Origin of the sequence: Janthinobacterium sp. FT14W (assembly GCF_009208755.1) — a bacterium.
GTDB classification, from domain to species: domain Bacteria; phylum Pseudomonadota; class Gammaproteobacteria; order Burkholderiales; family Burkholderiaceae_D; genus Janthinobacterium; species Janthinobacterium violaceinigrum.
Map to the genome: position 1 here is coordinate 1 of NZ_WFLL01000103.1, position 1,713 is coordinate 1,713.

The following is a 1,713-nucleotide window of genomic DNA, read 5'->3' on the forward strand; positions in this document are numbered from 1 at the left end:
TGCAGGTCGAGGCGCAGCAGGCTGCCATCCTGCGCCAGCAGCTGCGGCGCGATGTGGCCGGCGGCCCGCGCCACGGCGTCCGCGCCGAGCTGGCGCTGGCTGGCGGCAAAGTCGCGGTACTGGGCCACCGCGCCCGGGCTGTCGGACGGCGGCAGGCCGCACAGGGCGGCCGCCAGCTGCTGGCCCACGTAAAACATGGCGCTGGCATCCATCAGCACATGGTTGGAGCTCAGGACCAGGTAGCCGGTACCGTCGTGCGCGCGCAGCAGCGTCACGCGCGTGGCAAAGCTGTCGTGCAGCGACGGCGCCGCGGCCAGCATGTCCGCTATCTGGGCCAGCGCCGCGGCTTCGTCCTGCACCGCTTGCTGCCGGATGGCGCTGGCCGCCTGCACGGTGGCTGGCGCATGCACGACATAGGCGGGGCCTGTCTCCTGGTCGTCGCCATCCACCGTCGCGCGCAACAGTTCATGCGCGGCGATCAGTGCGTCCCAGCGGGCTTGCAGGGCAGCGATGTCCAGGCCCGTGCCATCGATGCGCCAGCCGATGGCGCACTGATAGGCGTTGCCGGCATCCTGGCGCTGCTGTTCGTACCACAGCGAGAATTGCCCGGGCGACAGGGGAATGCGCTGCGCGGCCGTCACGGCGGCCGGGGCGGCGTCGGCCGCCTGCACGGGCGCAGCTGGCTGCAGGCCCGCCAGGCGCTGGCGCAGCTCGGCCAGCGTGCCGCCCGCCAGCAGCAGCGCCACGGGAATGCTGCGGCCCAGCTGGCTTTGCAGTTCGCTGCGGATGCGGATCAGGCCCACGGAATCGAGGCCCAGCTGCTCCAGGGTCGCCAGCTCGTCCAGCGCGTTGGCGGCATGGCCCGTTTCGCTGGCGATCAGCTGGGCCAGCAGGTCGCCGCCCGCGTCGTTCGGGCTGGCCGTCGCGGATGGCAGGGCCTGGCCTGGCGCGGCGGCGGGCGCCAGCGCGTACACGGCGTAGTGGCCGTGGCGTGCGGGGCCTGCCAGCAGCGCGGCGAGCGTGGCGCAGCCCTGTGCCGGGGCCATCGGCGCCAGCTGGCGCAGCGCGCGCGACCGTTTTCCCTGCGCCAGGCTGCGCATCATGCCGGCGCCGTCCCACGGTCCCCAGTCGATCACGGTGGCGGGCAAGCCCTGCCGCCGGCGCTGCTCCGCCAGCAGCTGCAGTCCCGCATTCGCGGTCGCGTAGCTGAACTGGCCGGGCGATTCCAGCAGCGCGGCCAGCGATGAGAACAGCACGAAGTGTTCGAGTTCCGCATGCCGCGCAGCGTGCCGGTGCAGCAGCCATGCGCCGCCCAGCTTGGCGCCGAGCACCCGCTGCAGCTGCGCGGCGTCGATGTCGCCGATGGGCCGGTCGTCCAGGCTGCCGGCCAGGTGGAACAGGCCATGCATGGGCGCGCTGCAGGAGGCCAGGACGGCGCTGGCTGCCGCCGCATCGTCCAGGTCCGCCTGCAGCAGTTGCAGCGCCACGCCGTGCGTGACCAGCTGCCTGAGCCAGGCTTGCTGTTCTTCCGTCGGCGCGCTGCGGCTGATGAGGACGAGGCTGCGGCAGCCGCCGTGCTGTACCAGGTAGTCGGCCAGGTGGCGGCCTATGCCGCCGAAAGCACCGCTGATCCAGTAGGTGCCGTCGGCGCGGCAGCAGGGCTGGTCCGGCGCCGCGGCCAGCGCCACGCGCACCGTGCGCCGGACCAGCCCT

At 73.3% G+C, this 1,713-nt stretch carries 1 protein-coding gene; it reads right to left on the bottom strand.

The genetic code is table 11. From position 1 onward, the window contains the following. A partial coding sequence (locus GCN74_RS28130; RefSeq protein WP_152259702.1) for an SDR family NAD(P)-dependent oxidoreductase occupies nt 1-1,713 on the bottom strand: 1,713 nt, incomplete at both ends.